The sequence below is a fragment of the Halocatena halophila genome (assembly GCA_027563145.1).
Classification (GTDB): domain Archaea; phylum Halobacteriota; class Halobacteria; order Halobacteriales; family Haloarculaceae; genus Halocatena; species Halocatena halophila.
This window is the reverse complement of record CP071306.1, coordinates 1,002,634-1,029,569: the sequence shown is the minus strand read 5'-3', so window position 1 is coordinate 1,029,569 and position 26,936 is coordinate 1,002,634. Positions and strand designations below refer to the sequence as shown.

Here is a 26,936-nt window from a genome sequence, read left to right as displayed (position 1 = left end):
GGTGTGAAACTGCTCACGGTGGTTTAATATAAGTGAACTCGCTGGGATTTTCAATTTCCTTCGCTAGCGCTCAGGAGACCGCACTGGAGCCATGCTGCGCCTAATGCTGGATCTGTCCCGTCTATGGAGTTACATCGAATCATGAAACTGGAACTACCGTCCTCACAGAGGATTTATAACCTCTATATCATAAATTTATTATCTACTGGAATGTATAAATACGCAATATATTATATATCGCTCAAAATATTATCTATTATGACTTATATTGAACCATTTGGTTTAGCTGCCACCTGGGAAACGGGTAATATGACAATGATGAGCTTTGATACCTATCATAGAGGTTTTGATTCATGTTTGAAGGAAATGGGATATAGTAAATTTGGGAAATTAACCCTCTCAGACAAAGTAGAGGAACTAGTTGATGATAGATATTCTACGGCCCTCCATTTTGATGATTACTTGAGGGATAATATTGGCCTTACTTATCGACCTAAGACACCAGATCTCCGACGGATATATTATTCTGACGATATATCTATATTCCCGGATAGAAAAGTAGAAAATCATTATATTATGTGCGCTATATCGAAAGAAAATGTATTAGAACAAATTAGTAGACTCGAAGAAAAGCTGAATTCAACCGATCCACAGACCTTTATGGGTCCACTCGGATTTGATGGTCCATCCACAGATGATGTGAAATATAGATTGGTTAGTGGTAATGAATATGCTCGCTTCATTACAAAAACAATCTGTGAGCCGGTCCGAATTGAATCTGATATTGATAATCGATTTGAAGAAAAGGTTTTGAATGATATTTCAGATAATGTAACAAGCTGTGTTACCACCAATGCCGATCTTTTTATTGGGGAGGAATCAAATGAGAATAGGGAATATGATCTATTGTTAAATTTATCACCGACCGCTACCATATACGTAGAAGCAAAACGAACACTTGCTGCACGAACTGGTGAGAACAGACATAATTGGAAACACTCCTTGGTTGGAAAACCATTTGAGTATACTGCAATCTTAGAACAGATGTTTGATTATGATGAATATTTTAGTCCTTATTCCGGTCAAGTTGAGTGTTTTGTGATTGTTGATGATCTTGATAGTGAGCGACACTCGGAGTTACCAAAAATGGCTGAAGATAGAGGTATAACAATATTGGAGTACGACACCGAAGGAGAGTATCTAACAGAAATAAAGAACTGTTTTAAGGATATGCTATTACGATTTACAGAACCTCATAAGGATGATTGGAATCCTAGTAAAAGGAGGGGGAATCAACTTCAAGGATTGGGCGAAATTGAGCTTCCATAGTGGTATTCCGGAGTGGCGATTGATGAATTATAATTACCAATCCATTCTTGTATTATGTACTTTTCGAAAATAGTATTGCATATTTAATATCAACAAGTGCACCACTCTTGGGGTGACAAATGTATTGATGACGAACGATTCACGGAGAAAGCCATAGTAACAAGTTAAAAGATGAAATTTGGGTAGTTCCTGCAGGACTCCGTATTCGAATTGGCAGTATTATAACTCTGAGATCTGGGTCTTTCTATTCGTCACGAAGTCTAGGAGATCTCTACCATCTATTTTCTTGTTTCAATCTATAGACCTGCTATACGTGGTGGTGTGGGAATAAGTGACGATTCACGACTTAGAGAAAAACATGGACACAAAACAAGCGCTATTCGAGGGTAAAGACTTAAGTAGAAGTCATCGCCGTGCGGTCAATCACATAGCAATAATTATGCGACTGGACTCGCCGGGATTTGAACCCGGGGCCTCTCCCATGCCAAGGGAGTGATCTACCCCTGATCTACGAGCCCGCACCCCTTTCTATCCCACCGGGTAACTTAATCCCATCGAACCGTCGCCATGGGGAGTAGAAACCGTTTTCAGCATACCCCCTCTCTTTTCGCTGGGAACGGCACGGCCACACATCCGACAACGCGATGGGCTTCCGTCGCTCGAGAGTGTGGTAGTGCAACAGCTTCTCGCTACTCGCGAGGGCTGTGCAGCGTCGCTATTCGTGCGGTTCCAATCAGAAATATGGCACGAATGCACACACGACGTCGCGGGTCGTCCGGTTCGGACCGCCCAGCGACCGACGAACCACCGGAGTGGAGTGATGTAGACGCCGAGGCCATCGAAGAGCGAGTCGTCGAACTCGCAGAACAGGGCCACGACCCGAGCGTTATCGGGATCAAACTGCGCGATGAGGGCGTCCAGGGTGTTCCAATCCCGGATGTCAAACTCGCCACCGACAAGAAAGTCACCACGATCCTCGAAGAAAACGACGCACGCGAGGAGTTCCCGGAAGATCTTCGGAACTTGCTCTCACGCGCGGTGCGCCTACACGAACACATGGACGCCAACCCTGGCGACCACCAGAACAAACGCGCACTCCAGAACACGGAGTCGAAAGTTCGCCGACTCATTGAGTACTACCGCGGCGACGAACTCGACGCGGAGTTCACTTACACCTACGAGTCCGCGCGCGAACTCCTCGAATCCTACTGAGATCTCATCAATGTCCAGCGCCGACACTGCTGATCGATCGCCTGCTACGCACGCCGAGCGGCTCTCAGATGCACCGTTTGTTCGGTTCATTGGGACGCCCGATGGCGATGCACTGGCAGCGATCGGTGTCCTCGCACGGACGCTTGATCAGCCGTTTCAGGCGCGACTCGACCGGCTCGCTACGGTCTCTGACGACTTCGATGACGTGACCGTGACGGTCGGCACGAGCGGTGGGGATATTACACTCACCGATCGACCGATCGCCAGCACGGCGCTTTCGATCGCGAACGAACTCTCGAATGAGCCGCTGGGTCCGGCTATCACAACGCTTGGACTGGCTGGCGTGAGCGCCAGCGAACGGGCCATCGAACCAACAGTCGAACGCCTCGAAACGGCGTTCGACCGGCGACCCGGCATTGGCGTGCCAACCAACGGACCGATCGATGGGCTCGCTCACTCGACGCTCATTCACGCACCGTTTTCGGGCGACACCGAAGCGGTCGCCGAACTTCTCGGGTCGGTCGAAGACGACCTCGACGACGCCACGCGAACGACGATTGCGTCGCTGGTGTCGATGTCCGTTCTCGAGAACCCGGAGACGCGTGCAAGTCACAGAATCGAGCGGCTGCTCCATCCGCTCGTTGCCCCCGCTGGACCGTTCGCGACGATCGCCGGCTACGGCGATGTACTGGACGGACTGGCGCGTGTTGCACCGGGTGATGGACTCGCGCTCGCACTGGGTCGCAGCGAGCCACAAGAGGCACTCGAGTGCTGGCGAGCGTACGCCACCACCGTTCATGGAGCAATCGATGACTGTGCACTCGAACGGCACCCTGGCTGTGTGGTTGCACGGCTTCCGGCAGGATCGAACGCGGTGCTCGAACCTGTCGCTCGACTCATTCGGGAGTTTCAATCGCCAGAGCCGGTCGTCCTGGCAGTTAGCGGTGATAGTATTGTCGTCACGGGAACGGATGGCACCGCACCTGCAGAGTCGCTCGACCACGCGCTTGAATCAACCACGCCAGCAACGCCGATGACGACAACGAACGGGTATACCCGTGTTGGCGTTGCCGACCCCGATCCGGTTGTGACGGCGTTTACGGGGGCGATCTGAGATGCGCCGCGCTACAGTCAGGACGACGGTTGACGCCGACGATGGAGCGACCATCGCCGCGGCGCTCGTTCCGGATAACACCGACGAGATGACAACTGTCGAGGACGAAGGGACGATAACGACCGTGATCGAGCGGCCAACCACCAGTGGAGTCCGGACGACCGTGGACGACTACATCACGAATCTCACAGTCGCAGTACAGTTGCTGAACAACGAACCTACCAATCATGAGTGAACGATCAGTTTCACGACGAAAACGAGAGAAACGCTGGTACACAGTGTTCGCCCCGGAGCAGTTCGACCGGGCCGAACTCGGTGAAACAGTTGCACGAGAGCCCGAGCAGTTGGACGGGCGAACCATCGAATCGACGCTTGGCGAGTTGCAAAACGACGCCAGCGAGAACAACACCAAGCTCACGTTCAAGATCACCGACGTGGGTAGCGACAGCGCATACACTGAGTTCATCAAACACGAACTCACGCGCGATTATCTTCGCAGCCTCGTTCGCCGTGGCTCCTCGAAGGTCGACGCCTTCGTGACCGTGATGACGGCGGACAACTACCGGGTGCAGGTCCAGCCGGTCGCCTACACCACGAAAAAGGCAGACCAGAGCCAGGAGAAAGCAATCCGGAATCAGATGACCCAGATTGTCGAAGAGGCTGCCGCTGACCGAACGTTCGAGGAGTTCGTCGACGGTATCGTCAACGGGCGGCTCTCTGGCGGTATCTATAACGAAGCAAAGACGATCTACCCGCTCCGACGCGTCGAAGTCCAGAAAACGACGCTCGAAGCACATCCCGACGAAATCGCAGAAGAAGAAGAGACTTCGGTCAGTCTCGAAGAAGACGACGTCGAACTCGACAGCTAACGACGGAATTTACTTTTTCGCCGACTACTCGACGTGTATTCGCCCAGTCATCACGTTCTCGTGTGGAATACAGAAATACGGATACGTTCCTGGAATCTCGAACGTGTGTTCGTACGTTTCTCCGGAGAGAATCTTTCCGCCGGCACTGCCGGTGTGTTCGCGCCAGGAGTCTCGGGCATCGCGTTCGGTGTCAAACCCTCCGGAGGCAAAATAGGCTGCACCGTCGGGAAGCGTCGCCTCGTAGGCCGTCACCGAGTGGGCTCGCGAGCTGGGGTTGCCCCAGATAACGGTATCGCCCGTCTCGATCGTGAACTCCTCGGGATCGAACGCATCCGAGTCCATCCCGATGTCGAAATCGGTTGCGCCGAGCGAGGACCGGCTAAGACAGCCGGTCAGGCCCACCGCTACGACAGTCGTTGCTCCCGAGAGGAACGCACGGCGATCCATGAAAATCGTACACTGGACGAAGATATAGGCCCGGCGGTTTCCGGTTGGAATGGCCCTGGTGGGTGTAGCACGAAAGGAAACGCTCTTGGCTTGGACTGTCGCATTCTGAGGTATGAGCAACGGGGACGACGACACACCCGACACAGATGACACCCCAGCCGACACCGATCCATCGGCGGTGTCCGATCGTCTCGATAGCATCGAAACGGCACTCTCGGACGACGAGGTGACCGAATCCGACCTTGACGATCTCGAAGCCGAACTCGAATCAGCCACTGAAGCGATTGAAACGCTCCCGGAATCGGACGACGACGATGAGCCGTCCGAGCGCGAGCAGCTCAGTGACCGCGCGGACGAACTGGCGGCTGCGATCGATGACGAGCGCGGTCCGTACGCCGAGGACGTATCCGAACGCTGTGATGAGTTGGCCAGCCGACTCGCGGACACTCGCTGGACCGACGTCGGTGAACAAGACGCGATCGATGCCGTCGGTACCTACGCTGGAGCTGTCGCTGGACTGCTTGAGACCACCATCGACGAACCTGGTGACTCGATCGAAGACGCCGTGTCCACGCTCGAATCGGTGCGCGGAGCAATCGACGACAGCGAGTTGCATCCAGACAGCGACACCGAAACGATCACTGCGCTCGGTGATGCAACCGACGACCTGGCGGCCGACCTTGACGACGCCCAGGAGTGGAGCGATCTCACGGTTCACGAACAGCTCGACTACCAGGGCTTCTATGACGTTCTGACGCCGAAAAATCGGAAGGACTACCCACCGGAGCTTTCGGTTGTCAGGATTGCAGAGTCGAACAACAATCCAGAGCCGGTTCTGCTTGCTCTCGAGAAGCTCACCTCCGAGTTTATGCAGGAGAACTGCCTCGATGCACTCATTCGGATGGGTCCACAGAAAGCGTTCGAGGAGATGAACGAGCGGGCCCAAAAGCGCAAGCAAAAGCCGATCGAAGCACTCGGCAAAATCGGCGATGCGCGCGCGCTTGAGACGCTAATTCCGTTCATCGACGGCGATGGGGATCCCGTACTCCAGCAGACCACTCTCAAAGCCCTCGGCGAAATTGGCGACACAGACGCCACACAGGCCGTCGCAAATCGGCTCGTTGCAGACGAGCCGTCGGTGCGTTCGAGTGCAGCCAAAGCGCTCGGACGGATCGGTGACACCCGGGCGATTGCACCGCTTTCCGAATGCCTTGGATCGGATGATGAGGATTCGGTACGGGCAAGCGCAGCGTGGGCGCTCAACCAGATCGGAACCAAAGCGGCACTCGATGCGATTCAGTCGTACGACGACGATCAGTCGTATCTTGTCCAGGTTGAGGCCGAACGGGCGACACAGGCGTTTGCGGACACTGAACCGGTCTAAACCCCCGAAGATTCATATACAATAGCGGGATCACGTTTTCTCATCGTGTTCCCGTCTGTGCTCCGTATTCCGTCAAGATGGCTGGTGTACGGTGTCTGCTTTCTCTGTCTCAGTACCTCTGCGTTCGTGGGCGTGAGTGTGAGTTCCGACACCACATCGTCACCTGATCCGGAGATCGTCGCGATCTATCCAGATCCAGTCGCCGAAAATGATCAGGGTGAGTTCGTCGAACTGATCGTTCACTCTTCGACGTCATCACTCGTCCTCCGCGACGATGAAGGGGCAGTTGCGGTTTCGAACACGACCGTTCAGGGGCGGGTGCAGATAGCGCTGGATTCGTCGAAACCACCACCGACGGATGGCGCACAGACTGTTGGAACTAATGGAACACTCTCGCTTGCCAATACTGGTGAACGACTTGAGCTTGTGGCCGATGGCCGCGTGGTCGATGTCGTCACGTATGAGAACGCCAGATCCGGAGAGCGCTATATAAACACCGACGACGGCTGGGAGTGGCGCCCGCGTGGGGCGACCGATCTTCCCGTTGTCGAAAGCTCGAGTGCCCGTGCAACGCTCTATGCGTTTCCGGGTGGAACCGAACCGGTCGCCAGATCGCTCAAATCAGCGACGGATCGTATTTTACTCGCGGGCTACACGTTTAGCGATCCACAGATTACGACGCTTCTTATTGAGGCCCACCGGCGTGGAGTGACCGTCGAACTGCTGCTCGATGGCGGACCCGTCGGGGGCATGTTGAAGCGCCAGGCACGACAGCTCGATCGACTCGTGGCTGCTGGTGTGACCGTCCATATGCTGGGCGGTGAGCACGCACGGTACCGATTTCACCACGCAAAATACGCCGTCGTGGATGAGTCGGCAATCATACTCACGGAAAACTGGAAGCCAGCGGGTGTTGGCAGCCGCTCAAGTCGTGGCTGGGGAACGACGATCAAGGACCGACAGATTGCAGCCGGACTGACCGAGCTGTTTCGAGCTGATAGCAGCTGGAACGACAGTCAGTCCTGGTCTCGCTACCGTCGAACTGCGTCGTTCGAGCCGTCGGATCCGATCGGTGATCGATACGATCGGACGGTCGATCCGCAGTCGGTCCGACCCAACCGTACGCGACTGCTGGTCGGCCCCGAAAATGCCGCTCATACGCTCCGTGGAGCGCTCTCGAATGCGACGACCTCGATCCGAGTGGTTCAGGTATCAATCGGTGGTCCGGACGGACCATTCACAACTGCAGCGATTGCGGCCGCCCGTCGGGGCGTCTCCGTACGGATCCTCCTTTCGAGTGAATGGTACGTCCGAGATGAGAACCGAGCGATGGCAGCCCAGCTCAATCGTCGTGCAAACCGCTCAGACCTCGATCTTCGCGTCAAGCTCGCCGATCCACGGGGGCGCTTTGAGAAGATTCATGCCAAGGGTGTCATCATCGATTCGGACACTGTCATGCTCGGGAGTCTGAACTGGAATCAGAACGCTGCCCAGAATAACCGAGAACTGCTGGTGGCGATGGAGGGAAAAACCGTTGGCCAGTATTACACTGCCATCTTCGATGCCGACTGGAACGGCGAGGATACCCATCCGCTGCCAGTGGGCGCACTCGTCGTGCTCGTCATCCTCACGGTGATAGCGCTGTGGATCGCCCGCAGAATATCGTTCGAAGGCCGCTCAGAGTAGCGTTGAACGGAGCTGCTCGTCGATTGCTGCGTCGGCCATCTTTTCGACGAGCGCATCAAGGACTCGTTCTCGGCGTCCGGAGACGAATTTGATCGATCCAACGACGAGATGCCCACCGCCACTGACACCAGCTTCGGGCTGCTCATCAGCGAGTGCAGAAACCATCTCTGGAATGTCGAGCCGCACGCCATCACTCCTGAGAACGGCAAAGTCGGGTCCGTAGCCGATCGTGATCACCGGATCGCCGTCGTGGTCTGTGACCTTGGTATCGTGTACTGCCCCGGTCGTTTTCCCGGGAGCCGGATAGGTAAACCGATGTGCGTGTCGCTCAACATCGACCCGGTAGAGATGAGCACCGTTGTCGAGCTGTTCGTACTCCGTGTGTGGCAACGTAACATCGAGCTGTCGTTCGCGATCCCGTTCGGCGCGCTCGGCCAGAAATTCTACCAGATCGGAATGTCTGTCTTCGTCCGAACAGCCCACATCGAGCACGTCGTTGACGAATCCACTACCATCGTCGTAACGCAGCCAGAATGCGGCATAATCGAGTGCCTCACCGATGTTTTCGATGTCTCGTTCGTCGTAGCCTGCACTCTCTGCAAGCGAGAGATATGCGTCCATCGCGTCCGCGCGCGACCGGTCACACCGGCCAGCAACGGCTGGAACGTGTCGAACGTCGTCGGTCAATGACGGATCGATCATCCGAGCGAGCTCAACCGACATCATGCCGGTCGTCACGCGGTAATCCTCGCCGTGCAGATACGGATTGACGTGATCCGTGACGAGCGATTCGACCGCTTCGGGATCTGGGTGGTGGTGGTCGACCACGACAATTGGAATGTCGTACTCGTTCAGCGTTCTGTAGGCGGGTGTATCCTCCTCGGTCGATCCGTTGTCGAGCATCAAAAACAACGGCAGTTTCTGCCCGTGTCGGTCCCGATCTGAGAGTGCGTGATTCAGATCGCGTGTGACATCTTCCATCTCGTAAAACGGAGCCTTACTCGGCAGCCGTCGGAGGAGATACTGCGTCGCATCAGGTGTTTCATAGCGCTGTTCGATGAATCGCTCGAGCGCCAACTGCAGCGGGACGCTGGCACACATGCCATCGCCGTCTGCATGATGCCGGATCCGAATCGGCCGTCCGTCAAGGACCGCACGACGGAGCGTCTTGGCAACCCCCTCGAGATCTGTGAGGATCGTCTCGAGTTCTGGCCAATCGACGAGCGGATCGATATCGTTCGGTGCTGCGACTGCATCGAGCGACTCATCGAGCTGTGACCGAACCTCTGATGGATTCGGAACGGTCTGACAATCCGTGAGTTCGAGCTGTTTTGCGCCATCGTGCTGTTCGACTGTCCCGGTCGCGCGAACGATGTCACCAAGTTCGATGTCAGGATAGGCCCTGACACCTGCTTCCTCGAATCCAGCACACGGAACGACGCCAACGTCGTCGCGCAACTGGAAGATCGTCGGACCAGTCGTCTGGCGAATCTGAATGATCTCGCCGATCATGTGGACCGTCTCCCCGACGGCACCATCGAGTTCGCCGGCCGACACGAGTCGACCCGGTTCGACGACATCCGTTCGATACTCCGCCGGCTGAACTTCGCTGAAGCTCAGATCGCCGTTATCGAGAATTTCATCCAGCTGAACGATGAGCGAGTCGCCATACTCATACTCGCCGTCAAGCTTCGATTCGTGTACGAGCCCCGACAGTGAATCCGACAGGTCGACGAACACGCCGTAATCGACCACGCCGTTGACAGTGGCGTGATATCGCTCGCCGACTTCGACATCGTCGATCGTACAGCCCGGTGCGAGGTCGTAGACAATAGTGATAGAGACGCGTGAAGGTGGCATTTCTCCGAAGTCGGCCCTCGTTGGTGTTAACGCTTCCCTTTCGAATGATCTATGTCTGCATATTGTCCATTTCAGTGAAGATATATGTGTGGTTGCGGGTGAAACGCCGTGCGTACACTGGAGAATGGCTTGCGGTTGGCTGGGTGTTTCGGAACGCTTAGATGGAAACCGAGAGTCTAGGCAGATATGGGTTTGTTTCGCTCGGAGACGGTTCTCGGCATCGCCGAGGAGACCCTCAGGTTTGCGCGTGAGGCCGCCGAGGACACCCACCCAAACGAGTTCATGGGATTGCTCCGTGCTGAGGAGGCCCAGTCGCTTGGCGTGGACCTGGATGGAACAATAATCACGGAAATTCTGTTCGTTCCCGGGACGAGTTCGTCCCCGGTTCGGGCGACGATGAACGAACAACAGGTGGCCAATGACCGAGACGCGGTGGGCTCAGTTCATTCACATCCAAACGGTGTCGTTCGTCCCAGTGATACCGATCTGTCCACGTTTGGCAAGGGTTCGGTGCATATCATCCTGGGAGCGCCCTACGGTCCAACCGACTGGGAGGCGTACGATCGCTCCGGTGAGCGGTATTCGCTCCGCGTGATCGACGTTTCGCTTCCCGATCCAGCCGAACAGTTTTTCGACGTGACTCAGGAAGATATCGATCGGGAGCTCCAGTAATGAAGGTCGTTGCACAGGGGACGTTCGACATTTTACACCCGGGACACGTCCACTATCTCCGGGAAGGAAAATCAATCGGCGACGAACTCCACGTTATTATCGCGCGCGCGTCGAATGTCACACACAAAGCGCCACCAGTGTTGCCAGACCAACAACGAAGAGCAATGGTGGCGTCCCTAGAGATGGTAGATAAAGCACATCTCGGTCACACGGAGGATATTTTCGTTCCGATTCAGGAGATCGATCCGGACGTGATTTTGCTCGGTCACGACCAGCACCACGATGACAGTGAGATCGAAACCGCACTCGCTGCCAGAGACATTGATTGTACAGTTCGCCGTGCGTCCGGAACGACGCCCCAGTTCGACGGCGAGCTCTACTCAACCGGAGATATTATCGAACGGATCTGTGCCGAGCGCTGCTGAAATTGCTTTTCAACTCGAGTGTGCCAGTCGATAGCCGTCTCTGAGTCTGGGGTGGTGCGTCTGGATCGTCGCGATACAAACGCCACACGTTTCGCTCACTGCTCGCTGGCTCACCGATCGCCCCCCCGTGAGATCGTCGGCGAGATACAGCGCAGCAGCAGCGATTGCCACGGGACTCGCCCCGGAGCCGAGATACTCATCCGGTGCCGTCTCGAGAATTCGTCGCGACATTCGGAGTGCGTCCGCATCGAGTTCGAGCTGTGATCCAAACCGGTCGAGATACGCAACGGGTCGCCCTGGTTCGATTGGAAGATCGAACTCGGCGTTAATTGCCCGTTTCGCCCTGGCAATTCTGGTTCTGTTAACGCGCGCTACCGTCTCGATCTCATCGAGTGTTCGAAACAGCCCGGCCATGGCGGCACCGATGTGAAGCGAGGCTGCAGCGACGGACTCTATCGACCGCCCGGTGACGATTCCGTGGTCGTGTGCCCGTCTGAACGTCACGCTGGCGGTCTCTCGTACATCTGTTGGCAGTCCAAGTGCGGCTGCCATCCGATCGATCTCCGCCAGCCCCTGCTTTCGATACTGTTTCTGTGAATCGCTCGTCTGTGATCGAATATTCCACGTTCGCAGTCGGTGCATCTGCCGACGCTTGCGAGCTGACAGTGCATTGCCATGGGCGTCTTTGTTTCGCCAGTCAATTACCGTCGACAGACCTCGATCGTGGAGCGTCTCCGTTATCGGTGGCCCAACGCGAGCCTTTGTTTCGTATTCGTTTGCGTCGTGTGCTGTCCACTCGGGACCGTGATCGAGCAATCGCTCCTGAACGATCGTCCCACAGGCAGTACAGGCGAATTCACCGCGCTTGGGATCTTCTGTTACCCGTCCCCCACAGTCCGGACACCCAGACATCCGTACCTGTGATGCAGTCATACTGGTTAATGGTTGCCGCCATACTACTAATATATTTCCCATTACCGGTTATAAACTTGTAGTGAAAATGAATACACTCGAAAAGCACACTGTTATCGGTTAATGTGTAATCAAACCCAACACTGATAACCGAGTGTTACTGTCCCATAACCATGACATCGTCCGTCGGTCGTCCCATGCACGTCGATCGAGCAGGTGAGATCATCCGATCGTTGAGCCCCCGAGCCCTTGGAACGGTCTGGTTGCTGGGTCGGGGGGAGGCCCAGACGCAGGTAGCGATTGCGGACCGACTCTCCTGTACGCCACCGGCGGTGTCAAAGCATCTGACCGCGCTTTCAGAGCTTGCGGTACCTCTCGTTGAAAAATCCGGCTCTCGATACACGGTGACGACAGCGGGATATGCGGTGTTGGATGTGGTCAACGAACTGCTCATCGACCGCAGACATGGCCTTTCTACCATTGACTGGTCTGTGGCAGATGACCGAACGATGATCGAAGCTGCGCTTGCGCCGCTGACGACGACCCGGAGCAGCCATCTGTTCACTGTACTTTCTGCGATCAACGAAGAAGGTTCGTTCGACACATCCCTTTCTGGCCCGCTTGTTGGCATGATATCGCGGTCTTCTCTGATCGAAGCGGCCACATCGATGCATTCGGGGACGGGCGCGTCACGGCGGACCGTTCGCCGGCAGCTTTCTGCGCTCGCCACTAACGACTGTATTGAACTGGCAGATGACACCATAACGGTCACTGAGAAGGGTGCGACACAGCTCTGGTTGCTCTCGGATGTGATCCAGATCGTCGAGTTACACGAGTCGAATACCCCAGAATCGACTCCAGAGTCCGACGGCCACCACCTGAAGGACCGAACCGTCGTGGGATTTTCTGCAATGACAGCAGACACGGTCGTTGAGCCGACGCTGTGTGTCGATGACGAACCCGTGCTGGCAATTCCGGAAAGCATGACTGTGGACGAACTGCTCGATCTGGCATCGCAACTCGGTCGCCACTATGATGGTTCCCAGTCGCTCACTCGAAAGTGGACGACCGTTCGACAGCACTAGTGGCGGCCTCTATCGGCCAGGTGATACCAATCCCTGTCGGTGCCCTCGTTTCTTCGGTACTGGCCCCTGTTTCTGAAAAATTCTATCTCCGTTTCGCTCACATTGAGCTGTCGCTGTCGAATTTGTAGCGCACGCGCTCTGCGATACAACACATCCGTGTTCACCCGAAACTGCGGATCCATGAGAATCGAGGCGGCGATCAACACCGCGCCGTGAGAGAATCGTTCGGTATCGAGCAGCGTTCTGATATCGTCGGCGTAGTTTGCAACGTCTGCTGCCCTGTGCAATCGGCGTTCGATCGAATCTGCAGAAAGCGTCGTTTCGATTTCGGCTTCAAGCTTTTCTGCGTCGTACGCGAGCGTGGTGGATGCATTCTCGCGGCGGTTTTTCTGGAGGTAGGAAAGTGCCTCGCTGGCCTGGTCTGCCAGCGCTCGCGGGTTCTCGGTGAGTCCATCGCGGACGCTAGCGATCGAGACCAGCCGAGGAAACATCGGAACGGCGAGCTGTGGCCCGAGTACGAACCAGTCAGTATCGTCCACGCCGGTCGTTTCCTGTGCGACGGTGTGAATCGCATCGAGGAGTCGCTGGCGTCGAGCCGGATGTGATGGATCGGGGTGGCCGATCTGCTTGATTGATCGGTCATCCGGTCCAAGTGCGAGTACTGATGGATCGTACGAGAGGTCGGATTCGCGAATGATCGTACTGATTCCCTGTTCATCTCCGTGTCCGAGCACGCCATCAATCTGGACGTCGTGGCGCGATTCGAGCGTGGCTCGTACTTCGAGGCCGGCGATATACTGGGCGAACACGTTCTCTGCAAACTCCTCGGGATTGCCCCCTCCCCGGTCAAACTTTCGTTGCTGGCGTTCGACACGACGGCGGCGCTCAAGGTTGATCTCCCAGTTACCAAGCGCGCTCCGGAACGACTGCTGGTAATCTCCCCGCCCGAACTCCAGATAGCCTGCGTTCGAATCCTTTGCCGCCGACTGGACCACATCGTCCGGAACCGACCGAATAGCCTCCCAGAACTGATGAATGTGTGCGTCCTGTCGCTCGATTGGATACATCGCGGCGTAATCCACTGGTTGGATCGTACCACGACGCACGAGCGCATCCGCGATCGTCCCGCGCAGTTGCACTTCCTTGTTGTCTGGTTCCGTCATCATCCGTCCGTGCAGGCGCTCGTAATCGTATGCGTCAACGATGATCGTCGGTTGCTCGCGACGATCGGAAAGCAACACCGGGAGGTTCGCAAAGATCGTCGTGTATGCAACGCCTGGCAAACAGAGATACGTTCGTCGTGTCATGCGTTTGGATCTGGACCTGATTGATTGTTGATTCCCCAACTGAACGCCCTGTGTCATCGAATCGACACTGTGACCAACTGGACTCATCACCGCCGCGAGTGTGCCAAGCACTGCACGACGTGTTGCTGCCATTGCTCTATAGCTACTGATCAGTCGTAGATAATATTGTCGAATGATATATTACTAGTAACTAAAGTGGTATAATAGTAATTGTTTTATTTATAGAATTTTTATCGATCCTCTTTACTGCGATTGATCCGTCCGGAGAGCCTGGAAATAGCCCTAATAACTGCAGTAGCGCCGGCAATGATTACTCCGATACTGAGTGAGGCAAGCCACTCCAGGAGACGTTCGAGCGTGCTCCAGAGATACGTATGACTGCTCACAATGATTGAATACATCAGAACAACAGATAGTACTGTGAACGGAACAAGCACGTTCAATAACGCAGGTGGGAGATAGCTCACGAGAAGTAGAAGAATACTCACGGGCGTACAGACGACCGAGAGCATGAGTGTTGTCCGTAATTCGCGTTCGAGCGTCCCGATCGCATCGAACTGTTGAGCACTAATTTGAGCGAGCGTTGGTTTCGTCGTGTGGGTATCCACGAATTGTTTGAGCGTTCGCTGACCGTTGATTGCCGTTCCAACGATCGTGGTGGCCGTTGTTTTTGGCGTCACTGACCGACTGAGTCTCGGTGGCAGCACTTGATTTCGAAACACGTTCGGCAGCCGGTGGGCAATCTTCCTGGATCGGTAGTACGCACGAAGGGCGAGTACGACGCCGGTAGCGTTGACCCCCCAGGCGATCATCTGCACGGCGGCCATTTCACCAGTGTACTCATCCGAGAGCACCGCGAGCACCGTGGCAGCGGTAAGCTGACCGGAGGAGATCTCGTGGACAGTGACGACGATTGCGGTCGCAGCGACGAACACCGGAAAGATGACGATCTGGATGCCAAGAATTGACAGCGCGTCGCTCGCCAACTGATCGAACCGGCCAATTTTGAATGAGAGGAGCTGGATTGTCTGTTGTTCGTCGAGCAGATCGAGCTTGCTGTTCGACATCTCGGTTCAACAAGCCCGCGAACCCACCTCAGGATGTCGGGCTCACAGACAGTCGTTCGCGGCCAACCGTTCGACACCCTCTCGGAGTCGATCTTCGCTCGCTGCATAGGAGAGTCGCGCGTAGCCGGGCGTTCCGAACGCGCTGCCCGGCACCGTCGCGACGTGCGCCTGTTTTATCGCCGTTTCACACCAGGCCTGGTCGTCATCATTGACCGGAAGCATGCAATAGAACGCGCCATCGCCGATCGGCACGTCCTTGCCGTGGTCTTCGAACAGCTCGACGAGCAGATCACGACGCTGCTCGAACGCATCGCGCATCTGGGCGACATCGTCATCACACTCGGTGAGTGCTGCGACGCCGGCGTGCTGGACGAAGTTCGTTGCGCAGGTGACCGAGTGAGATTGGAGCTTTCCTGCCTGCTCGATGAGTCCATCAGGCGCAGCGAAATAGCCCAGCCGCCAGCCAGTCATCGAATACGCCTTCGAAAAGCCGTTGACCGTGATCGTCCGATCGGCCATTCCATCGAGCGTGCCCAGACTCGTCTGCTCGACGCCGTAGGTGATCTGGTCGTACATCTCATCGGAGATGACGGTGATGTCGTGCTCGACCGCTAGATCGCGAACGCCAGCCATCGCCTCGTCGGAAAACACCGCACCGGACGGGTTCGAGGGTGAGTTGACGACCAGCAGCTCCGTCTCATCAGAAACGGTTTCGGCAAGATCATCGAGTGCCGGCTCAAGCTGGAAATCGTACGGCGTGAGATCTACACGACTGAGACTCCCGCCAGCGATCTTCACCATCGCCTCATACGATACCCACGCCGGATCCAACAACACCACTTCGTCGCCGTCGCCGATTACTGACTGGATAATCTCATACAGCGCCTGTTTCCCACCCGGCGTGACGATGATCTGCTCGGCGTCGTAAGCGAGGTCCCGCGACGCAAGTGAATCGGCGATCGCTTCACGAAGCTCTGGAATGCCGTTCGATGGCGCGTATCCCGTGTGTCCGGCATCGATCGCCGCTTTTCCGGCCTCGACGATCGGCTCGGGCGTCGGAAAGTCTGGCTCGCCGACGCTGAGATTGACGACATCGATGCCATCGGCCTGGAGCTCGGCAGAGAGATTGCTAATTGCGATCGTCGCGCTGGGTTCAACCCGCTCAATTCGATCCGTGAATTCCATTGTCATACCTGTCTCACAACGTTTGCGCGAGGTCGATAGCACTTTCGACCGCGGACGCACCGTGGTCTACTCGAGCCGTTGCTTCGTCACTGCTCATCGACGGCCCAATGATGCCAAGTGTAACTGGGGTGTCTCGATCGATCGACACGTCGGTGAGCCCCTGGGCAGCCGCATCAGCAATCACCTCGTCGTGTCCGGTGTCACCGGTGACGATCGCACCGAGCACCGCAACGGCGTCGATGTCGTCACGGCGAGCAAGCCGATCGGCGGCCAACGGCGTGTCATAGGCTCCCGGTACGGGCACGGTCTCGACGATCTCTGCGTCGTGCTCTGTGACGGCGTCGCGTGCTCGCGATTCCATTTCGTGGGTAACGCGACCTTCCTTGTTGAACTGTGAAACAACCAGTCCGAGCCGAATCATACCCGAGCGAAGAGTGGCCACCAAAAATGTCTACCGTTCCGTCACCAATCCGAGGTGAGTCAGCAATCTGGAATCACAAGAATTCTAACCCGACAGGCCTACAACCCGCCAATGGAACGCTCGACTTTCACTGACGAGAGCCACACCTCCCAGCGGTTGGCGTTCGGTCTCGTCGGTGTCATTACCCTGCTGGCGCTGGTCGTTCGGCTGTTCTATCTTGGTGATCGCGTGGCTCACTGGGATGAGGCGCGTGTTGGTTTCTGGATTCTGGATTTCATCCAGACGGGCAACTACAGCTACAGTCCCGTCATTCACGGTCCGTTCTATCACATCGTTACTCCGATTGTTTTCGATTTCCTCGGCCAGACTGACCGGGCGATGCGACTCGTCCCAGCAATCGTCTCGGGACTGCTCCCAGCATCCGCACTGTTGTTCAGAAAGCGGCTGAATTCGGTTGCGACGGTCGTTCTTGCGGCGTTTCTGGCGTTTGACCCGCTCGTCGTTTACTACGGGCGATTCATGCGCGGAGATCCACTCGTAGCGACGTTCATGTTCGTCGCGTTCGGTTGTTTCGTCTGGGCGTATGACACCGATGATTCGTTCTGGATGCTCGTTGGTACCGCGTTCGTGGCGCTTGGCTGCACGACCAAAGAAAACGCACTCATCTATCTTCTCTGCTGGGTGGGTGCCCTCGCGCTGATTTTCGACCAGCGACTACTCGAAACCAGAGCGCGTGGAAAAAGCCGACTCGACTATCTTCGATCGTTGTTCGATCGGTCTTTCGACTGGCTTGGTCGCCACGGCTATGTGGCCCTTCTCGCAATTGTGGAGTTTTTCGCTATTATCATCTTCTTCTATGGCGAACGCAAAAACGGGAGTTTCTACGTTTCCGGAGAGAACGGTGGCTACATCGGATTCGACTCACTGCTTGATCCTGGACTCGTTTTCAAATTCCTGTCAGACTCCACTGCTGGAGTTTTCATGACATTCTACAATTACTGGGGCAACGGCAGTCGGTCTGACCACGCCTATCTGTCGTATCTCGTCGATCTGTTCGAGACGATATCGACGAGTTCGATGATCGTCCTCGCGCTCTCTGTCGTTGGATTCGTTGTGTATCGATACACCGACGAGCGCGACCGTCCGTTGTTGACGATCACGTTCGCCTGGGGTGTCGTTTCGCTTTTGGGCTATCCAATTTTCACGGATATCAAAGCGCCGTGGGCCGGCGTTCACGTGGTGATTCCGCTAATGGTTCCCGCAGCAGCGGGTGCATCGATCGTCTATCAGGCAGTCTCGCAGGCGATTGCTTCGCCAAAACTCCTCCGTGTTGGCACTGCAAGCGCCGTCGTCGTCTTGTTGTTGGTTCCGATGGCTGTGGTGGGAGTGGATACGGTGTACGAACGTCCTGTGGAGGATGGAAATCCACTCGTCCAGTACGCCCAGCCAGCGGACGATCTCCATCCGACCCTCTACGACATCGAACGAATCGGCAAGGAGAATCCTGGCACTGACGTTCTGGTGTACGGGACGGACCTCTCTCGTGGGAACGACAGCTATCAGCGACCTTCCTGTTTGGGAAAGAAAGGCTGGTTCGATTCGTTACCGTTGCCCTGGTATTTCGAGCGGAGCGATCTCACCGTGACGTGTGCCCGCTCACCCACAGCACTCTCGAACATCACCGGCTCGCCCCCCGTCGTGATCGCACGCGCAGACACCGTCCACTACAAGGAGAACAACACCACTGTGACCGAAACGATCCCACCCGAGGAACTCACAGATCGGTACCCCTCGTATGACGTGCGGATCAAACAGCTCAGAACGACCGACACGAAGGTTGCGTTCCTCTTCGATCCAGCGGCGCTGAACGAGTCAAGCACATAATGTGAATGCCCACCACGGCGTCTCGGATCCGACAACGGTTATGGCACGCCCATCCAACCGCGCGTATGAGCGTACAGTTAACGTCGCCTGGCCCGACACTCGGCGTCGTTGGTGGGGGACAGCTCGGTCGCATGCTCGGTGAGGCCGCTGGACCGCTCGGCGTGGACGTCATCGTGCTTGATCCAACGCCCGACTGTCCGGCCTCGCCGGTCGTCACCGACCAGATCGTGGGGGATTTCGACGATCCGGACGGACTTGAAGAGTTGGCTTCCCGGGCTGATCTGCTTACCTTCGAGATTGAACTTGCCGATCCGGACCTGCTCTCGTCGGTCAGCGAAACCCACGATGTTCCCGTCGAACCGTCCCCAGAGACGCTGGCAATGATCCAGGACAAACTCGTCCAGAAGCGAACGCTTGCGGATGCCAACATCCCAGTCCCGGCGTTCCGTGAAGTGAACGACACCGACGAACTCATCGCAGCCGGCGATGAGCTCGGCTGGCCCCTAATGTTAAAAGCCCGGAGCGGCGGCTACGACGGCCGTGGCAACGTCCCCGTTGACGGTCCCGAAGAAGCTGCTGATCGGCTCGCCGAGATCGGCACCGACGCGATGGTTGAGGAGTTTTTGCCGTTCGATCGCGAGCTGTCAGTCATCGGCGTCAAGGGTGAGGACCAAATCGATGTCTTCCCACTGACCGAAACGATCCACAAAGCAGAGATTCTGCGCGAAACCGTCTCTCCACCCCGTATCGATGACGACGCCCCACTCCATGATCGTGCCCACGAGGTGGCAATGGACGTCCTCAGTGAGCTTGATGGCCGTGGCGTCTACGGTATCGAACTGTTCGCACTTGACGGAGAGATTCTCGTCAACGAAATCGCCCCCCGTCCACACAACTCCGGCCACTGGACGATTGAGGGCGCGGTCACCTCACAGTTCGAACAGCACATCCGAGCGGTGCTCGGCTGGCCGCTCGGATCGACCGAACGGCGTTCGCCGACGGTAACGGCCAATCTGCTCGGAGACGTTGACAGTCCGAAAGCGGCTGCGCTGGCTGGCGTCGAAACGATTCTCGATGCGTCCCGGACGAGCCTCCACTGGTATGGCAAACGCACGGTGCGCCCGCTCCGAAAAATGGGCCACATAACGACGACCGGTTCGGACCCCGACGCACTGTTGGACCGAACCCGTAACGTACGCGACGCCGTAACGTTCCGTACTGACGAATCATGACCGTACAGGAAATCCAGACGATCATCGACGAGCTCGAAGCCGCCCAAGCAGCCGACCGACCGACCGAAACCACACCGGAGATCGGCGTGGTGATGGGATCTGACTCCGATCTCGACACCATGTTCGGTGCGTTCGAAGCACTCTCCGAGCTCGGGTTCGCCGAGTGTAGTGATCCAGCCGATCCACCTGCTGAACGATTCAGCTACGAAACGTACGTCGTCTCCGCACATCGCACGCCCGAACTGATGTATTCGTACGGAAAAACGGCGAGCGATCGCGGCCTCGATGTGATCATCGCCGGTGCTGGTGGCAAATCAGCGGATCTTCCCAACATGATGGCTTCACTCGCCTACCCGATTCCCGTGATCGGCGTTCCCGTCCAGGAGAAATCGGTCGATTCCGTCATCGGTATGCCGACGGGTGCGCCAATCACCGCCGTGGATGCCGGCAAATCATTCAACGCGGCTCTCTCTGCGGTTCAAATTCTTGCACGGGAACACGAGGAACTTGAACAGGCGCTGATCGACTACCACACCGAGCTCCAGCGTGACGTTGGTGCTGTCTCTGCAACACTCCACGAACAGGGCCCAACCGCGTTCGCAGAGCGCCGACAGTAATCCTCGCACGATCCGCTGGAATTTGATGGGCATCGATCGTGTGGAATTCCCTCCTATGGCGGGTGGAACCGGCGAATCACGGGAAATGAATCCTTATATGGGTGGCATTCTAAGCTGCGATACGATACAAGTACGATGAGTAATCCATGGATAGCGATCGGCGCGCTTGGGGTGGTCGCGGTAGCGATACCGCTCAGTATGATGGCCATCTCGAGCCTGCTCCGCCCACGCGTGCCGGAACAAGGAAAAACCACGACCTACGAGAGCGGTGAGGTGCCGACGGGCACGCCACGCATCCGGTTTAATATCCAGTACTACATGGTTGCGTTACTGTTCGTCATTTTCGACCTCGAGACGGTTTTGATCTTTCCGTGGACGGTGATCTACCGTGATGCCGTCTCGACGGCCGGACTCACAACGGTTCTCGTGCCGATGCTGGTGTTCATCGGCGTTCTCGTCGTTGGGCTCGCGTGGGCGTGGCGCAATGGCGCGGTCCGCTGGGTACGGACACCACGGCGTGAACTGACCACCAAGAGGGAGTCATGAGCCATGAGTAGCCACAATCAGGACACGACAGTCGCACAGACAACACAGGAGGCCCGCATGGGTGAGGGGGTTGACGACCGGTTCAACTCGAAGCTTCGGGAAGCGTTTGGCTCCTCGCCGTTCATTCTCACGAAGTTTGATAACTTCATGAACTGGGTGCGTGGCTCTTCGATGTTCATGCTACAGTTCGGAATTGCCTGCTGTAGTATCGAGATGATGCACACCTACGCGGTCAAACACGATCTCGACCGATTCGGTGCCGGCGTGCCACGTGCGTCTCCTCGTCAGGCGGACGTGATCATCGTTCCGGGGACGATCGTCTCGAAGTTCGCTCCACGGATGAAACGAGTGTACGACCAGATGCCCGAGCCAAAGTTCGTCGTGAGCATGGGCTCGTGCACCTGTTCGGGTGGCCCGTTCCAGGAGGGATACAACGTCCTGAAAGGTGCCGAAGAGGTAATTCCGTGTGATATTCACATTCCGGGCTGTCCCCCACGTCCGGAGGCGCTCGTCTACGGCATCGCAAAGCTCCAAGAGCGCATCGCCAACGGTGAGTCGTCGCCGGTTACCGTCAAACCGTACGAACTCGAACAGTTCGGTGATCTGGAGCAGGACGAACTCGTACAGCATCTCGCCGACCAGATCGACGAGGAGGACCTCGTCATGCGATACAACTGGGCTGAGTCACAATGAGTCTCGAAGCACCAGAGCCAGCGACGCAGGCCGACGTCGGCGTGACCGACGATGGTCTCGATTACGATGCGCTCGAAGCGTTGTTGGGTGATGCGGTCGTCGATCGAGAAACCCATCTCAACGCCGAGGCATTCGTCGTCCGTCCAGACCGTGTCGTCGACGCACTCGGTGTTCTCAAGAACAAAGCAGGGTTCGACCATCTCTCGTGTGTCACCGCTCAGGAGTACGAGGACCGCTATGAGAGCATCTACCACCTGAAAAAATTCGACGACCCGACCCAGGAGGTCAGCGTTGTCGTTCCGACCAGCGTTCACGATCCAACATCACAGAGCGCAGAATCGGTGTTTCGAACGGCCGACTGGCACGAGCGAGAGGCCTACGATCTCGTCGGGATCGAGTACGAGGACCACCCAGATCTGCGCCGGATCTTGCTGCCAGAAACGTGGCAGGGACATCCGCTTCGGCTAGACGCAGATCAGGAACAGCCACAGGTCGTCCCGCTGCGCGAACACGCCAATCCGCTCCAGGAGGATCACCCGGGCGGTTCGGATACGATGTTTCTCAACATTGGTCCTCACCACCCGGCGACCCACGGCGTGCTTCATCTGAAAACGACGCTCAACGGCGAGCAGGTGGCAGACGTCGAATCCGACATTGGCTATCTCCACCGGTGTGAAGAGCAGATGTGCCAGCAGGGAACCTATCGCCACCAGATTATGCCATACCCCGACCGCTGGGACTACATCTCGGCGGGGATGCTCAATGAATGGGCGTATGCGCGCGCGGCCGAAGATCTTGCGGATCTTGAAGTTCCCGAATACGCACAGGTAATCCGAACGATGAGCGCCGAGCTCTGTCGGATCGCCTCGCACTTGCTCGCGCTTGGAACGTTCGCACTCGACATCTATGGCGATTTCACCGCGATCTTCATGTACTCCATTCGCGACCGCGAGGTCGTTCAGGACATTCTTGAAGATCTTACCGGCCAGCGTCTGATGTTCAACTACTTCCGACTCGGTGGCGTGGCATGGGACCTCCCCGAGCCACGTGAGCAGTTCTTCGAGAAGACGCGAGATTTCCTCGATGAGCTGCCATCCAGGCTTGAGGAGTATCACAACCTGGTCACCGGCAACGAAGTGTTGCAGCTGCGCTGTGTCGACACTGGTGTCATTGAGCCAGAGGTGGCCAAAAATTACGGCTGTACGGGTCCGGTTGCCCGTGGTTCGGGAATCGATTACGATCTCCGTCGTGACGATCCGTACGGCTACTACGAGGAACTCGACTGGGATGTCATCACTGAAGACGGCTGTGATAACTTCTCACGCCTGCTCGTTCGACTCCGCGAAGTTGAAGAGAGCGGGAAGATCATCGATCAGTGTCTCAATTTACTCGAGGAGTGGCCAGAAGACGAACGGACGATTCAGTCGAACGTTCCCCGGACGATAAAACCCGACCCGGACACTGAGATCTACCGGGCAGTTGAGGGAGCCAAGGGAGAGCTCGGCATCTACATCCGCAGCGACGGCACCGACAAACCCGGCCGGTTCAAGATCCGGAGTCCGTGCTTTTCGAATCTCCAGTCACTACCGGAGATGGCAGAAGGCGAGTACATCCCGGATCTCATCGCCGCGCTTGGAAGCCTTGACATCGTGCTCGGAGAGGTGGACCGATGACGATCTCGGAGACGCTCGCCGGTGCACTCGGCCTCGGTGCCGTGAACCCGCTCGAAGATTTCGTCCTGTCGCTCGTTGGGGCGGCGCTCGTTGGCACGTTCATTCTGCTTAACACGGCTGTTGCGGGGCCGTGGGCAAAGCGGAAAATCACGGCGGCATTCACCGACCGCATCGCAGTCAATCGGATCGGCCCGTTCGGGCTGTTAATCATCGTTGCTGATGCGGTGCGGATGCTCTCGAAAGAGCTGGTCATTCCCGAAGGTGTCGACCGACCGGCGTTCGATCTCGCACCGCTCGTGCTCGTCGCTTCGGCGTTGCTCGGTTTTGCGGTCGTGCCGATGGGCAACGGCATTCAGCTTGCTGATCCCACTGTTGGCCTTGCATTCTTGTTTGCCGTCGCTTCGATCGCCAGCGTTGCGCTCGTGATGGCCGGCTACGCCTCGAACAACAAATATTCGATGCTGGGCGGACTGCGAGCGGTTGCACAGAACGTTGCTTATGAGATTCCGCTGGTCGTCACCGCAATGTCCGTCGTGTTGTTCACGGGCACGCTCCAGACCAGTGAGATCGTCGCTGCACAGACAGAAACGTTGTTGCAGCTCGGTGCATTGTCGATTCCGTCGTGGTACGCGTTTGTGAACCCGTTTGCATTCGTCCTGTTTCTGGCCGCAAACATGGCAGAAGTCGGCCGGAATCCGTTCGACACTCCGGAGGCACCGACTGAGATCGTTGCTGGATTCCAGACCGAATACTCAAGCGTTTACTTCGTGCTGGCATATCTCGGGGAGTTCATTCACATCTTCCTGGGTGGTGCGATTCTGGCAACGGTGTTCCTCGGTGGGCCGGCAGGTCCGGTGTTGCCAGGCTTCGTCTGGTTTACCATCAAGATCTGGGCGTTTTTCCTGTTCACCCAGTGGTGCCGGTCTGCGATTCCGCGCGTTCGCGTCGATCAGGTCATCGAAATCGGCTGGAAGGGCATGCTCGTGCTGAGCTTCGCCAACCTGCTGTTGACCGCCGTCATCGTCGGGGTGATCGTCTAACGGCGGTTCTGGTGGTCGAACGAACCACCGTTTTCACCAACATCAAACAATGATTGGAATACTCAAAGGGATGGCGACGACGATGAAACACGCACTGGACGGCTCGACGTTTACCGTCGAGTATCCGGACGTACCACCGGAGGTTAGCCCCCGGTTCCGTGGCGTCCACAAGTTCAGCCAGGAGCGCTGTATCTGGTGTCGCCAGTGTGAAAACGTCTGTCCCAACGACACGATCCAGATCGTCACTGACGAACAACGAAACGGCGAACAGTACAATCTCCACATCGGACAGTGTATCTACTGCCGGCTGTGCGAGGAGGTGTGTCCGGTCGATGCGATCTTGCTGACACAGAACTTCGAGTTCACGGCCGACACCAAAGACGAGTTCGCCTACAACAAAGAACAACTCAAGAACGTTCCGTGGTATAAGGACATCGACCCCCTTGCCTCGCGTGAACCCGATCGTGGTGCGTGGATCGGCGAGGGTGAGGGCGAAGTCGATTATCAATAACGACGGAACGACGTTTTTCTGCGACAGATTCTCCGGAGACCCCTTCGCCAGTAGAACGATTTCGCGGAACGTATTTTATACCTGGTATTCAAATTATTTTTTAATATATGGTATATGACTAAATTATATATGGTGTGGCGGATTTCTATAGGTTAAGTACGCTTCCTATGAGTGAAGACAGTCCCAACCACGAGATGGGAGACGCTGATTTCGACGACGAACACCAACGCGATCCGCTGACAACCAACTCTGGTGAGGCCGTCCCGGACAATCAGAACTCACGCAGTGCTGGCGTTGGAGGCCCGCTGTTGATGGAGGACTACCATTATTTCGAGAAGATGGCCCAGTTCAACCGCGAGCGGATCCCAGAGCGGGTTGTCCACGCAAAGGGTGGCGGTGCGTATGGAACATTCACAGTCACCGATGACCGGATCAGCGAGTACACGATGGCTGACATCTTTTCGGAGGAAGGAAAAGAGACGGAACTATTCATCCGGTTTTCGACGGTTGCGGGGCCGCGTGGCTCACCTGACACGGTTCGAGATCCACGCGGCTTTGCCGTGAAATTCTACACGGAAGATGGCAACTGGGATATGGTTGGCAACAACACGCCAGTCTTTTTCGTCCGTGATCCGTCGAAGTTTTCTGATTTCATCCACACGCAGAAAAAGCTCCCATCGAAGGACATCAACGAACCAACACCACAGTGGGATTTCTGGTCGCTCTCACCGGAGTCGCTCCATCAGGTTACCTGGTTGTTCGGTGATCGGGGGATTCCGGCGTCCTGGCGGACAATGAATGGCTATTCGAGCCATACGTACAGTCTCTACAACGAGTCGGACGAGCGCTACTGGGTGAAGTTTCACTTCAAAACCGATCAGGGGATCGACAATCTCCCACAGGAAAAAGCCACCAGGCTCGCGGGTGAAAATCCCGATTACCACAAACAGGATCTCTGGGACGCAATCGAAGACGGTGAGTACCCGAGCTGGACGGTGAAGGTCCAGATCATGCCCGAAACAGACGCCGAAGCATATCACATCAACCCGTTCGATCTTACCCGCGTGTGGCCCCACGACGATTACCCACTCATGGAGGTTGGGACGATGGAACTCAACGAGAATCCCGACAACTACTTCGCCGAAGTTGAGCAATCGGCGTTTTCACCCGCGCACGTCGTTCCCGGGATTGCACACAGTCCGGATAAAATGCTCCAGGGACGAATCCCTTCGTACGACGATACACACCGTCATCGGCTCGGCGTCAATTTCGAGGATATCCCGGTCAACCGACCGAAAGAAGCCTCGAAAAATAACTATCACCAGGACGGACAGATGCGAATCGACGACAACAACGGTGGTGGACCAAACTACGAACCCAACAGCTTCGGTGGCCCCGTCGAACAACCGTCAGTTGAGCAGCCCCCACTCGCCGTTTCTGGCAATGCAGACAGGTACGAAATGAAAGAACGAATTGACAATTTCAAACAGCCGGGTGATCTCCTGCGCGAGGTGATGTCACAGGACGAACGCGATCGATTCGTCGAGAACGTTACTGGGAATATGGCTGGCGTCTCCGAAGACGAGATCAAACACCGCCAGATCACGTTGTTCTTCAAGGCCGATCCGAAGATTGGTCGGCGAATCGCAACGGAGCTTGGATACGATCCCGAAGCGATCATCGACGATAAACTTCTCGCTGTTGAGGACGAAATCTCTGATGCAGATGTCGTTGCCGATCTCCTTGAGTGAGAAATACTCTCGGC

The 26,936-nt window shown here is 56.4% G+C and carries 26 protein-coding genes and 1 tRNA gene; 19 read left to right on the top strand and 8 right to left on the bottom strand.

Annotated elements, in window-relative coordinates; translation table 11 throughout:
* Window positions 1-258 precede the first annotated feature (258 nt).
* On the top strand, window positions 259-1,329 hold the full coding sequence (locus tag JXQ78_RS05455; protein WP_330632466.1) for a hypothetical protein: 1,071 nt from the start codon (window positions 259-261) through the stop codon (window positions 1,327-1,329).
* Window positions 1,330-1,775: 446 nt separating this feature from the next.
* Here the strand turns inward: JXQ78_RS05455 and JXQ78_RS05450 are convergent.
* A tRNA-Ala gene (locus JXQ78_RS05450) sits at window positions 1,776-1,847 on the bottom strand.
* Window positions 1,848-2,070: 223 nt separating this feature from the next.
* On the opposite strand from JXQ78_RS05450, the gene JXQ78_RS05445 reads away from it, so the two are divergent.
* From JXQ78_RS05445 to JXQ78_RS05430, 4 genes are read left to right on the top strand one after another with little or no spacing between them, the layout of a single operon-like run.
* The gene (locus JXQ78_RS05445) at window positions 2,071-2,541 is read left to right on the top strand and encodes a 30S ribosomal protein S15 (protein WP_330632465.1); all 471 of its coding nucleotides are present in this window, start codon (window positions 2,071-2,073) and stop codon (window positions 2,539-2,541) included.
* Between the two features lie 10 nt (window positions 2,542-2,551).
* Window positions 2,552-3,655, top strand: coding sequence for a hypothetical protein (locus JXQ78_RS05440; protein WP_330632464.1), 1,104 nt, complete (start codon window positions 2,552-2,554; stop codon window positions 3,653-3,655).
* 1 nt (window position 3,656) lies between these two features.
* Window positions 3,657-3,890, top strand: coding sequence for a KEOPS complex subunit Pcc1 (locus JXQ78_RS05435; RefSeq protein WP_330632463.1), 234 nt, complete (start codon window positions 3,657-3,659; stop codon window positions 3,888-3,890).
* Window positions 3,883-4,524: a 30S ribosomal protein S3ae gene (locus JXQ78_RS05430; RefSeq protein WP_330632462.1), complete on the top strand. Its 642-nt coding sequence runs from the start codon at window positions 3,883-3,885 to the stop codon at window positions 4,522-4,524. The genes JXQ78_RS05435 and JXQ78_RS05430 overlap by 8 nt, the downstream gene beginning before the upstream one ends.
* A gap of 24 nt (window positions 4,525-4,548) precedes the next feature.
* Here the strand turns inward: JXQ78_RS05430 and JXQ78_RS05425 are convergent, their stop codons facing one another.
* Window positions 4,549-4,971, bottom strand: coding sequence for a plastocyanin/azurin family copper-binding protein (locus JXQ78_RS05425; RefSeq protein WP_330632461.1), 423 nt, complete (start codon window positions 4,969-4,971; stop codon window positions 4,549-4,551).
* Window positions 4,972-5,083: 112 nt separating this feature from the next.
* Between JXQ78_RS05425 and JXQ78_RS05420 the strand changes: the two genes are divergently transcribed.
* Window positions 5,084-6,355 carry a HEAT repeat domain-containing protein gene (locus JXQ78_RS05420; RefSeq protein WP_330632460.1) on the top strand — a complete coding sequence of 424 codons (1,272 nt, stop codon included), beginning with the start codon at window positions 5,084-5,086 and terminating at the stop codon, window positions 6,353-6,355.
* Between the two features lie 138 nt (window positions 6,356-6,493).
* Complete coding sequence (locus JXQ78_RS05415) at window positions 6,494-8,041, top strand: phospholipase D-like domain-containing protein (protein ID WP_330632459.1); 1,548 nt, start codon at window positions 6,494-6,496, stop codon at window positions 8,039-8,041.
* Here the strand turns inward: JXQ78_RS05415 and JXQ78_RS05410 are convergent.
* Entirely contained in the window at window positions 8,033-9,901 is a 1,869-nt protein-coding gene (locus tag JXQ78_RS05410; protein ID WP_330632458.1) for a DHH family phosphoesterase, read from the bottom strand. The two genes, JXQ78_RS05415 and JXQ78_RS05410, sit on opposite strands and share 9 nt — an antisense overlap.
* A gap of 186 nt (window positions 9,902-10,087) precedes the next feature.
* On the opposite strand from JXQ78_RS05410, the gene JXQ78_RS05405 reads away from it, so the two are divergent.
* Window positions 10,088-10,573 carry a Mov34/MPN/PAD-1 family protein gene (locus JXQ78_RS05405; protein ID WP_330632457.1) on the top strand — a complete coding sequence of 162 codons (486 nt, stop codon included), beginning with the start codon at window positions 10,088-10,090 and terminating at the stop codon, window positions 10,571-10,573.
* The gene (locus tag JXQ78_RS05400; RefSeq protein WP_330632456.1) at window positions 10,573-10,998 is read left to right on the top strand and encodes an adenylyltransferase/cytidyltransferase family protein; all 426 of its coding nucleotides are present in this window, start codon (window positions 10,573-10,575) and stop codon (window positions 10,996-10,998) included. The genes JXQ78_RS05405 and JXQ78_RS05400 overlap by 1 nt, the downstream gene beginning before the upstream one ends.
* A 9-nt stretch (window positions 10,999-11,007) precedes the next feature.
* Here the strand turns inward: JXQ78_RS05400 and JXQ78_RS05395 are convergent, their stop codons facing one another.
* Window positions 11,008-11,931, bottom strand: coding sequence for a transcription initiation factor IIB (locus tag JXQ78_RS05395; protein ID WP_330632455.1), 924 nt, complete (start codon window positions 11,929-11,931; stop codon window positions 11,008-11,010).
* A 152-nt stretch (window positions 11,932-12,083) separates the two neighbouring features.
* On the opposite strand from JXQ78_RS05395, the gene JXQ78_RS05390 reads away from it, so the two are divergent.
* On the top strand, window positions 12,084-12,995 hold the full coding sequence (locus tag JXQ78_RS05390; protein WP_330632454.1) for a LysR family transcriptional regulator: 912 nt from the start codon (window positions 12,084-12,086) through the stop codon (window positions 12,993-12,995).
* Here JXQ78_RS05390 and JXQ78_RS05385 read toward each other — a convergent pair.
* From JXQ78_RS05385 to ribH, 4 genes are all read right to left on the bottom strand, one after another.
* Window positions 12,992-14,434: a hypothetical protein gene (locus JXQ78_RS05385; protein WP_330632453.1), complete on the bottom strand. Its 1,443-nt coding sequence runs from the start codon at window positions 14,432-14,434 to the stop codon at window positions 12,992-12,994. The genes JXQ78_RS05390 and JXQ78_RS05385 overlap by 4 nt on opposite strands.
* A gap of 98 nt (window positions 14,435-14,532) precedes the next feature.
* Complete coding sequence (locus JXQ78_RS05380; protein ID WP_330632452.1) at window positions 14,533-15,369, bottom strand: hypothetical protein; 837 nt, start codon at window positions 15,367-15,369, stop codon at window positions 14,533-14,535.
* Window positions 15,370-15,411: 42 nt separating this feature from the next.
* Window positions 15,412-16,560 (bottom strand): pyridoxal phosphate-dependent aminotransferase, encoded by a 1,149-nt coding sequence (locus JXQ78_RS05375; protein ID WP_407934038.1) that lies wholly within the window; start codon window positions 16,558-16,560, stop codon window positions 15,412-15,414.
* A gap of 7 nt (window positions 16,561-16,567) precedes the next feature.
* A complete protein-coding gene (ribH, locus tag JXQ78_RS05370; RefSeq protein WP_330632451.1) occupies window positions 16,568-16,975 on the bottom strand; it encodes a 6,7-dimethyl-8-ribityllumazine synthase in 408 nt (135 codons plus the stop codon).
* Window positions 16,976-17,086: 111 nt separating this feature from the next.
* Between ribH and JXQ78_RS05365 the strand changes: the two genes are divergently transcribed.
* The 9 genes from JXQ78_RS05365 (at window position 17,087) to JXQ78_RS05325 (ending at window position 26,922) form a co-directional block, all read left to right on the top strand.
* Window positions 17,087-18,859, top strand: a complete 1,773-nt coding sequence (locus tag JXQ78_RS05365; protein ID WP_330632450.1) for a flippase activity-associated protein Agl23 — start codon at window positions 17,087-17,089, stop codon at window positions 18,857-18,859.
* Window positions 18,860-18,924: 65 nt separating this feature from the next.
* On the top strand, window positions 18,925-20,091 hold the full coding sequence (locus JXQ78_RS05360; protein ID WP_330632449.1) for a 5-(carboxyamino)imidazole ribonucleotide synthase: 1,167 nt from the start codon (window positions 18,925-18,927) through the stop codon (window positions 20,089-20,091).
* The gene (purE, locus tag JXQ78_RS05355; protein WP_330632448.1) at window positions 20,088-20,708 is read left to right on the top strand and encodes a 5-(carboxyamino)imidazole ribonucleotide mutase; all 621 of its coding nucleotides are present in this window, start codon (window positions 20,088-20,090) and stop codon (window positions 20,706-20,708) included. Before JXQ78_RS05360 ends, purE begins: the two co-directional genes overlap by 4 nt.
* A gap of 135 nt (window positions 20,709-20,843) precedes the next feature.
* Window positions 20,844-21,254, top strand: coding sequence for an NADH-quinone oxidoreductase subunit A (locus tag JXQ78_RS05350; RefSeq protein WP_330632447.1), 411 nt, complete (start codon window positions 20,844-20,846; stop codon window positions 21,252-21,254).
* Between the two features lie 3 nt (window positions 21,255-21,257).
* Window positions 21,258-21,947, top strand: coding sequence for an NADH-quinone oxidoreductase subunit B (locus tag JXQ78_RS05345; protein ID WP_330632446.1), 690 nt, complete (start codon window positions 21,258-21,260; stop codon window positions 21,945-21,947).
* Window positions 21,944-23,620 (top strand): NADH-quinone oxidoreductase subunit D, encoded by a 1,677-nt coding sequence (locus JXQ78_RS05340; protein ID WP_330632445.1) that lies wholly within the window; start codon window positions 21,944-21,946, stop codon window positions 23,618-23,620. Before JXQ78_RS05345 ends, JXQ78_RS05340 begins: the two co-directional genes overlap by 4 nt.
* Complete coding sequence (locus tag JXQ78_RS05335; protein ID WP_330632444.1) at window positions 23,617-24,660, top strand: complex I subunit 1/NuoH family protein; 1,044 nt, start codon at window positions 23,617-23,619, stop codon at window positions 24,658-24,660. Before JXQ78_RS05340 ends, JXQ78_RS05335 begins: the two co-directional genes overlap by 4 nt.
* Window positions 24,661-24,709: 49 nt before the next feature.
* The gene (locus JXQ78_RS05330) at window positions 24,710-25,171 is read left to right on the top strand and encodes a NuoI/complex I 23 kDa subunit family protein (protein WP_330632443.1); all 462 of its coding nucleotides are present in this window, start codon (window positions 24,710-24,712) and stop codon (window positions 25,169-25,171) included.
* Window positions 25,172-25,338: 167 nt separating this feature from the next.
* On the top strand, window positions 25,339-26,922 hold the full coding sequence (locus JXQ78_RS05325; protein ID WP_330632442.1) for a catalase: 1,584 nt from the start codon (window positions 25,339-25,341) through the stop codon (window positions 26,920-26,922).
* Window positions 26,923-26,936: the final 14 nt, after the last annotated feature.

Bases quoted from the DNA above. Each gene is read 5' to 3' on its own strand.
- JXQ78_RS05445 (WP_330632465.1), top strand. From the start codon at position 2,071: ATGGCACGAATGCACACACGACGTCGCGGGTCGTCCGGTTCGGACCGC.
- JXQ78_RS05375 (WP_407934038.1), bottom strand. From the start codon at position 16,560: ATGACAATGGAATTCACGGATCGAATTGAGCGGGTTGAACCCAGCGCG.
- JXQ78_RS05435 (WP_330632463.1), top strand. From the start codon at position 3,657: ATGCGCCGCGCTACAGTCAGGACGACGGTTGACGCCGACGATGGAGCG.
- JXQ78_RS05365 (WP_330632450.1), top strand. From the start codon at position 17,087: ATGGAACGCTCGACTTTCACTGACGAGAGCCACACCTCCCAGCGGTTG.
- JXQ78_RS05425 (WP_330632461.1), bottom strand. From the start codon at position 4,971: ATGGATCGCCGTGCGTTCCTCTCGGGAGCAACGACTGTCGTAGCGGTG.
- JXQ78_RS05455 (WP_330632466.1), top strand. From the start codon at position 259: ATGACTTATATTGAACCATTTGGTTTAGCTGCCACCTGGGAAACGGGT.
- JXQ78_RS05395 (WP_330632455.1), bottom strand. From the start codon at position 11,931: ATGACTGCATCACAGGTACGGATGTCTGGGTGTCCGGACTGTGGGGGA.
- ribH (WP_330632451.1), bottom strand. From the start codon at position 16,975: ATGATTCGGCTCGGACTGGTTGTTTCACAGTTCAACAAGGAAGGTCGC.
- JXQ78_RS05440 (WP_330632464.1), top strand. From the start codon at position 2,552: ATGTCCAGCGCCGACACTGCTGATCGATCGCCTGCTACGCACGCCGAG.
- JXQ78_RS05350 (WP_330632447.1), top strand. From the start codon at position 20,844: ATGAGTAATCCATGGATAGCGATCGGCGCGCTTGGGGTGGTCGCGGTA.
- JXQ78_RS05390 (WP_330632454.1), top strand. From the start codon at position 12,084: ATGACATCGTCCGTCGGTCGTCCCATGCACGTCGATCGAGCAGGTGAG.
- JXQ78_RS05385 (WP_330632453.1), bottom strand. From the start codon at position 14,434: ATGGCAGCAACACGTCGTGCAGTGCTTGGCACACTCGCGGCGGTGATG.
- JXQ78_RS05340 (WP_330632445.1), top strand. From the start codon at position 21,944: ATGAGTCTCGAAGCACCAGAGCCAGCGACGCAGGCCGACGTCGGCGTG.
- JXQ78_RS05410 (WP_330632458.1), bottom strand. From the start codon at position 9,901: ATGCCACCTTCACGCGTCTCTATCACTATTGTCTACGACCTCGCACCG.
- JXQ78_RS05430 (WP_330632462.1), top strand. From the start codon at position 3,883: ATGAGTGAACGATCAGTTTCACGACGAAAACGAGAGAAACGCTGGTAC.
- JXQ78_RS05400 (WP_330632456.1), top strand. From the start codon at position 10,573: ATGAAGGTCGTTGCACAGGGGACGTTCGACATTTTACACCCGGGACAC.
- JXQ78_RS05345 (WP_330632446.1), top strand. From the start codon at position 21,258: ATGAGTAGCCACAATCAGGACACGACAGTCGCACAGACAACACAGGAG.
- JXQ78_RS05335 (WP_330632444.1), top strand. From the start codon at position 23,617: ATGACGATCTCGGAGACGCTCGCCGGTGCACTCGGCCTCGGTGCCGTG.
- JXQ78_RS05380 (WP_330632452.1), bottom strand. From the start codon at position 15,369: ATGTCGAACAGCAAGCTCGATCTGCTCGACGAACAACAGACAATCCAG.
- JXQ78_RS05405 (WP_330632457.1), top strand. From the start codon at position 10,088: ATGGGTTTGTTTCGCTCGGAGACGGTTCTCGGCATCGCCGAGGAGACC.
- JXQ78_RS05325 (WP_330632442.1), top strand. From the start codon at position 25,339: ATGAGTGAAGACAGTCCCAACCACGAGATGGGAGACGCTGATTTCGAC.
- JXQ78_RS05420 (WP_330632460.1), top strand. From the start codon at position 5,084: ATGAGCAACGGGGACGACGACACACCCGACACAGATGACACCCCAGCC.
- purE (WP_330632448.1), top strand. From the start codon at position 20,088: ATGACCGTACAGGAAATCCAGACGATCATCGACGAGCTCGAAGCCGCC.
- JXQ78_RS05330 (WP_330632443.1), top strand. From the start codon at position 24,710: ATGATTGGAATACTCAAAGGGATGGCGACGACGATGAAACACGCACTG.
- JXQ78_RS05360 (WP_330632449.1), top strand. From the start codon at position 18,925: ATGAGCGTACAGTTAACGTCGCCTGGCCCGACACTCGGCGTCGTTGGT.